Genomic DNA, 6,754 nt, shown 5'->3' on the forward strand with positions numbered 1-6,754 from the left:
AACATGACCAGATAGACTTCCACTAATCCTAACAGACCGCCGGCCCAAACATTGAGCTGGTGGAGTATTGGCAGGTTTGCGACAAAGTCCAGCATTGAGCCAATAATTTGGAGCAAAATCTTTACAGCGAAAAAAATAGCTGCAAACGCAATTGCCCTGTAATACGCTGTTTCGAGATTGGCATTCTCAAAGATTAGATGTAATGTAGTATTACTTCCGAGATTAGGATACGGAATCCACAATGTCAGCTTAGGTGCGAGTTGTTCGTAGTATATGTATGCAACAATGAAGGCTACAATAAATCCGGCGAGGTGGATAGTTTGAAGAATGAATCCCCTTTTCAACCCTACAATAAAGCCGATAACCAATATAGCTAAAACCGCGAGATCAAGCATGAATAAGTTCAGTCCTTTATCCTTTTAATTTCCGCTTCGAGCGACTCAACACGATCTTTCATTTTTATGTAATCGTTAACGGCATTTACTGCAGTTAACACAGCTAACTTATTAATATCAAGTGAAGGATTCGCTGAGCTTATCTCACGCATTTTGTCATCTACCATTGAGGCAATGAGCCGAATATGGCTGGTGCTTTCTGTACCGACTATGACATACTGCTGTCCAAATATATCCACAGTCGATCGATTTTTTTTTATGTCTGACAACATTTATGCCCCCATTCGTAAGAATCCTATTCTATACTATAACATGAACGCAAATGACTGGGAAGTATTTGCCTGTCACATACATATGAATTTTGGAAGATAATGTCTAACCTTGAAATCATCAAAACAGGGAGTGTATAACCATGGGAAATATCGTCCTGCAGAAAAAACCGGAAGAAATCAAAAAGATGAAAGAGTACTATAGTAAATTTTTGATTGATAAGCTTCCGCCAGGCAGCATTTTCGCTGCAAAAACAGCTTCCTGTGCCATAACAGCCTACAAGTCCGGAAAAGTACTATTTCAGGGCAAAGACGGCGAATCAGAAGCAGCAAAATGGGGGACTGCTGTTAAACCTTCCGCAAAGAAGCCGAACGTCTCCTCATCTCCATCCCATTTACCCAGCAATATCAGTGATATGTCAATCATCGGATCGGACGAAGTGGGCACAGGAGATTTCTTTGGACCGATTACCGTGGTTGCAGCCTATGTCAGAAATGAAGATATTCCGGTATTAAAAGAACTCGGGGTGCAGGATTCTAAAAATTTAAAAGATGATAAAATCATTGAAATCGCGAAGCAGCTGGTAACCTTTGTTCCACACAGTCTGCTTACTCTTCATAATGAAAAATACAACCAAATGCAGATGAAGGGTATGTCACAGGGCAAACTGAAAGCGTTGCTCCATAATCAGGCAATCAATCATGTCTTAGAAAAAATAGCGCCGGAAAAACCTGATGCTATCCTGATCGACCAATTTGCGAAAGAGGAAATCTATTACGCTCACTTAAAAGGACAAAAAAATATCATGCGGGAAAACGTATTATTCAGCACCAAGGCTGAGGGGATTCATTTAGGAGTTGCTGCGGCATCCATGATTGCACGGTATGCGTTTGTACGCCACATTGAAAATTTGAGCAAGCGAGCTGGATTCACGATCCCTAAAGGCGCAGGTGCTGCAGTGGATAAGGCAGCCGCTAGATTAATTCTGGATAAAGGTATCGATGTGCTGCCTGAGTTCGTGAAGCTGCACTTCGCCAATACGGAAAAAGCGAAGAAGATTGCAAGGTTATAAGATCATCTCCTTTGTAAAATTGGAAAAAAACCTATGTTTTTTCCAGGTTGCGGGATTTCGACAAAAAGTTGCGGAATGACAGGGCCTTTTTGCGGAATTTCACCATGAAGTTGCGGAATGAAGTGGTTTTCTTGCGGAATTTCACCAGGAAGTTGCGGAATACCGTAGCTTTCTTACGGAGACTTCATGATATATTGCGGAATGACGTACCTTTTTTGCAGGATTTCATCATAATATTGCTGAGGACGCTGGTTTCGAACAGAATTTCATCATATAGTTACGGAATGACGTACCTTTCTTGCGGGATTTCTACCTAATGTTACGGAATAAGTTTTCCCATAAGCAAAAAAGGCAGCCCGCGGGCTGCCTTTTTTCCATCTTATCCTCTTAATACTGCTCCAGTTTGATCTTCCAATGCTTTCAGCACCTTATTGTGTGCTTTTGCAATATCTTCATCAGTCAAAGTTTTTTCAGGGTCAAAATATTTCAATGAGTAAGCAATTGATTTCTTGCCTGGCTCCATTTTTTCACCTTCGTAAAGATCGAATACCTGAACTTCTTTTAACAGAGTTCCTCCTGCTTCCGTAATGACCTTCTTCAGGTCACCTGCAAAAGTTGCTTTTTCGACTACAAGGGCAATATCCCGAGTGATCGATGGGAAGCGCGGAATTGCTGTGTATTGAAGCGGTGCTGTTTCTGCCTGCAATAAGGCTTTAAGAGATAATTCGAATACGTATGTTTCTTTTAAATCCATTGTTTTCTGCATTGTTGGATGAACTTGGCCGATGAATCCAATGACCGTACCGTTCAATGTGATTTCAGCAGTACGTCCAGGGTGCATTCCTTCAAGCTCAGCTTTCTGGAAGCCCAGTTGACTTTCTAGTCCAAGCTTGGCAGTAAGCCCTTCGACGATTCCTTTAAGGACAAAGAAGTCCACCGGCTTCTTTTCACCCTGCCATGGATGGCTTTCCCATAGTCCTGTAATTGCAGCAGCAAGGTGTTCACGCTCTTCTGGAAGTTCATCATTGCTGTTCTTTAAGAATACCGCACCTGTTTCATAAACAGCTACACTATCATTCTGGCGTGCGATATTGTATTTTAGCACTTCAAGCAGCTGTGGAACGATGCTCAGGCGCAAAATGCTGCGATCTTCACTCATCGGCATTGCTAATTTAACAGGCTCACGTTGATCTAAAGCGTATTGTAAAGCTTTTTCTTCACTTGTAAGTGAATAAGTAACCGCCTGGTAAAGGCCTGCACCTTCCATGAAACGGCGGACAACTCGGCGCTTTTTCTGGTACTCAGAAAGGTGGCCTGGTGTTGAAGAACCAATTGGAAGCGTTGTGCGCAGGTTATCATAACCAAATAAGCGGCCAACCTCTTCAATCAAATCTTCTTCAATTGTGATATCGCCGCGGCGAGTTGGAACAGTTACCGCAATTGTATTATTGTCTACAGCCGTCTCGAACTTAAGTCGGGCAAAAATGTCCTCAACCTGCTCCATTTCAAGTTCAGTTCCCAACACCTTGTTGATTTTTTCAAGTGTTGTTGATACAACGACAGGTTTGATATCCAGTGCATCCGCTTCTACGATGCCGCCAAGGACTTCCCCGCCTGCAAGCTGAATCATTAATTCCGCAGCACGTTCAGCTGCTGGTCGTACTCTTTCAGGGTCAACACCTTTTTCATAGCGAGAACTTGCTTCGCTTCTCAAGCCATGGTCCTTGGAAGCCTTGCGAATTACTCCACCAGTGAAGTAAGCAGACTCAAGCAGGACAGTAGTCGTATCGCTTCCTACTTCTGAGTTTGCCCCGCCCATTACACCCGCAAGCGCCATAGGCTCTGTGCCGTTTGTGATTACAAGGTGATCAGCAGTTAATGTACGTTTCGTATCATCTAGCGTTTCAATCACTTCGCCAGCCTTCGCGCGGCGAACAAGGATTTCTTTTGATCCTAGTTTGTCGTAATCGAAAGCATGTAGCGGCTGGCCATATTCTAAAAGAATAAAGTTGGTGATATCAACGATATTATTGTGCGGACGGATACCTGCTGCCATCAATCTAGTCTGCATCCAAACCGGTGATGGACCAACTTTTACATTTTTAATGACCTTTGCAACGTACAAAGGATTATCTTCCTTAGCTTCCACGGTTACATTGATATAATCGCTTGCTTGTTCAGCTGATGTTTCCGGCTGTGGAGTTGGAAGTGTGATTTCTTTGCCAAGGATTGCTCCAACCTCGTATGCAACACCAATCATGCTCATTGCATCAGCGCGGTTTGGAGTCAACCCAAGCTCAAGGATTTCATCGTCCCTGTTTAAAACTGCAAGGGCATCCTGGCCGATTTCCGTATCCTGCGGGAAATTGTAAATGCCTTCTGCAAATTCCTTAGGAGCAAGTTTTGCTTCGATTCCAAGTTCGGCTAAAGAACAAATCATCCCATTGGATTCTTCTCCGCGAAGCTTGGCTTTCTTGATTTTGAAGTTGCCAGGAAGAACTGCTCCAACCGTGGCAACTGCTACTTTTTGGCCTTGACCAACGTTTGGTGCGCCGCAAATGATTTGAACCGGTTCGCCATCGCCAAGGTCAACTAGAGTCTTATTCAGCTTTTCAGCATTTGGATGTTTTTCACATTCAAGCACATGGCCAACCACTACTCCGCTCATGCCCTCGTTTAACTTTTCTACACCTTCAACCTCAATGCCGCTCTTTGTGATTTTTTCAGCAAGCTCATCTGCAGATACGCCAGCTAAATCAATATAATCCTGTAGCCATTTATATGATACCAACATGGTTTAATCCTCCTAATCCTTATTCTTCAACCGAAAATTGCTTTAAGAATCGGACATCATTTGTATAGAAGTGTCGGATGTCGTCAACTCCATATTTAAGCATTGCGATACGCTCTGGTCCCATACCGAATGCGAAGCCTGTGTATTTCTTGGAATCATAGCCAGCCATTTCAAGGACGTTCGGGTGAACCATTCCAGCTCCAAGGATTTCAATCCAGCCAGTTCCTTTACATACGTTACAGCCTGAACCTCCGCAGATTTTGCAGGAAATGTCCATTTCTACTGATGGTTCAGTGAATGGGAAGAAGCTCGGGCGCAAACGGATTTCACGGTCTTCACCGAACATCTTCTTTGCAAATATTGCAAGAGTGCCTTTAAGATCGCTCATACGAACATTTTCATCTATAACCAATCCTTCGATTTGCATGAACTGGTGTGAGTGTGTAGCATCATCGTTATCACGGCGGTATACCTTACCAGGGCAGATGATTTTAACTGGACCCTTGCCTTGGTGCTTTTCCATCGTTCTAGCCTGAACTGGCGAAGTATGAGTACGCATCAGGATTTCTTCCGTGATATAGAAGGAATCCTGCATGTCACGCGCAGGGTGGCCTTTTGGCAGATTCAGCGCTTCAAAATTGTAATAATCTTTTTCAACTTCAGGGCCTTCTTCAACTGTATAGCCCATGCCAATGAAAAGATCTTCAATCTCTTCGATGATGCTTGTTAGCGGGTGATGGCTTCCTGTCTTCACAGGTCTTCCTGGAAGTGTCACATCAATTTGCTCTGCTGCCAATTGCTTCTGGACAGCTGCTGCTTCAAGCTCCTGCTGCTTCACTTCAATCTTTCCGGAAATCGCGTCACGGACTTCATTTGCAAGAGAACCCATCATTGGTCTTTCTTCAGCAGATAATTTGCCCATCCCTTTTAAAACTTCCGTAATTGGACCTTTTTTTCCAAGATAGGAAACGCGAATATCATTCAATTCTTTAAGATCAGCTGCTGCAGCTACTTTCTCAAGAGCCTCAGCCTGCAGTTCTTTTAATCGTTCCTGCATTTTAAATCCTCCTTCATCTTCATACATTTCATTTTTGAACACAAAAAGACCTCATCCCTGATAAAGGGACGAGGTCTTGGTTTCGCGGTACCACCCTTTTTAACAGGCAATACAGTTATGTATTACTTGTTCGCTTCATTAGGATAACGGCATGTGCCGATGCATCTTTACACTCATTGAGAGCGGTCCCGATGCCAACTCAGGAGGTGAACTTCGCTTGCCTGTTCCATAAAAATGCTCCCAGTCTTCGGCATTTTCTTCCTGGATGGCCATCATCAAGCTACTTTTCTCCGTCAGCGTTTTTGAAATATTATTTTGCTGTTTATTATAGTATAATCTGTGCGCAGTATCAAATGGTTTTGAAAAAAAATGCGCCTATTTTGCCGTTTTCAAATAATAAAGCAGGATACCTGCCGCTACTGCGACATTTAATGATTCACTCTTCCCATAAATCGGAATATACAGGTTCTGCGTTGTCTTTGCCAGCAGTTCCTTATTAACCCCACTTCCCTCATTCCCAACGAGAAGTGCGAATGTTTTACTGCTGTCTGCCTCAGTAAAAACAGAACCGTTTTCAAGTGCTGTTCCGTATACAGGAATATTTTCCGTATTAAGACGGTCAATCCACTCGGTGAGATCACCGCTTATTACGGGCAAATGAAAGTGGCTGCCCTGCGCAGAGCGAAGCACCTTTGGATTGTATGTGTCGACGCTGCCTTTTCCTACAATGACTGCATCGATTCCTGCAGCGTCCGCTGTCCTGATCATGGTACCAAGGTTCCCTGGATCCTGAACAGAATCAATCAGTAAGAACGTTTTTCCGCTCTCCAGTGTTTGTTTGGGCTGTCGGCAAACTGCGAAAATGCCCTGAGTTGTTTCGGTATCAGCAAGCTGCCTGCTGATTTCATCCGTCACGACTGTAACAGGGATATCGCCGTAATCCCAACTTGGCGGCAATTCTGTTTTTTCATTCAAGATAATTTCTTCCACATATTCTTTTTGTTTAAGTGCTTCTTCAACAAGATGGAAGCCTTCAACAAGAAATGTGCCAGACTTATCTCTTTCCTTACGCGTCTGTAATTTTTTCCATTGTTTAACTTGTGGATTTTTATCAGATTGAATGTACTTCACTCTGGCTCTCCTTTAATATGGCTTGTTCAATTTTA

General features: G+C 43.3%; 6 protein-coding genes and 1 other annotated feature. Of the genes, 1 reads left to right on the forward strand and 5 read right to left on the reverse strand.

Annotation, left to right across the window (positions count from 1 at the left end; genetic code table 11):
- The coding region (locus tag WB217_RS12500) for a CvpA family protein (protein ID WP_423993548.1) at nucleotides 1–395 on the reverse strand (395 nt) is incomplete at its 3' end.
- An 8-nt stretch (nucleotides 396–403) separates the two neighbouring features.
- Nucleotides 404–664 carry a cell division protein ZapA gene (gene zapA / locus WB217_RS12505; RefSeq protein ID WP_423993549.1) on the reverse strand — a complete coding sequence of 87 codons (261 nt, stop codon included), beginning with the start codon at nucleotides 662–664 and terminating at the stop codon, nucleotides 404–406.
- A 143-nt stretch (nucleotides 665–807) separates the two neighbouring features.
- Between zapA and rnhC the strand changes: the two genes are divergently transcribed.
- Entirely contained in the window at nucleotides 808–1,737 is a 930-nt protein-coding gene (rnhC, locus tag WB217_RS12510; protein WP_423993550.1) for a ribonuclease HIII, read from the forward strand.
- Nucleotides 1,738–2,116: 379 nt separating this feature from the next.
- On the opposite strand, the gene pheT is transcribed toward rnhC, so the two are convergent.
- From pheT to WB217_RS12525, 3 genes are all read right to left on the reverse strand, one after another.
- A complete protein-coding gene (gene pheT, locus WB217_RS12515) occupies nucleotides 2,117–4,531 on the reverse strand; it encodes a phenylalanine--tRNA ligase subunit beta (protein ID WP_423993551.1) in 2,415 nt (804 codons plus the stop codon).
- Nucleotides 4,532–4,550: 19 nt separating this feature from the next.
- A complete protein-coding gene (gene pheS / locus WB217_RS12520) occupies nucleotides 4,551–5,588 on the reverse strand; it encodes a phenylalanine--tRNA ligase subunit alpha (protein WP_423993552.1) in 1,038 nt (345 codons plus the stop codon).
- Between the two features lie 61 nt (nucleotides 5,589–5,649).
- Nucleotides 5,650–5,894, reverse strand: a binding site (T-box leader).
- Nucleotides 5,895–5,963: 69 nt separating this feature from the next.
- On the reverse strand, nucleotides 5,964–6,719 hold the full coding sequence (locus WB217_RS12525; RefSeq protein WP_423993553.1) for a TrmH family RNA methyltransferase: 756 nt from the start codon (nucleotides 6,717–6,719) through the stop codon (nucleotides 5,964–5,966).
- Nucleotides 6,720–6,754: the final 35 nt, after the last annotated feature.

Origin of the sequence: Mesobacillus sp. (assembly GCF_049588175.1) — a bacterium.
Lineage (GTDB): Bacteria > Bacillota > Bacilli > Bacillales > Cytobacillaceae > Mesobacillus.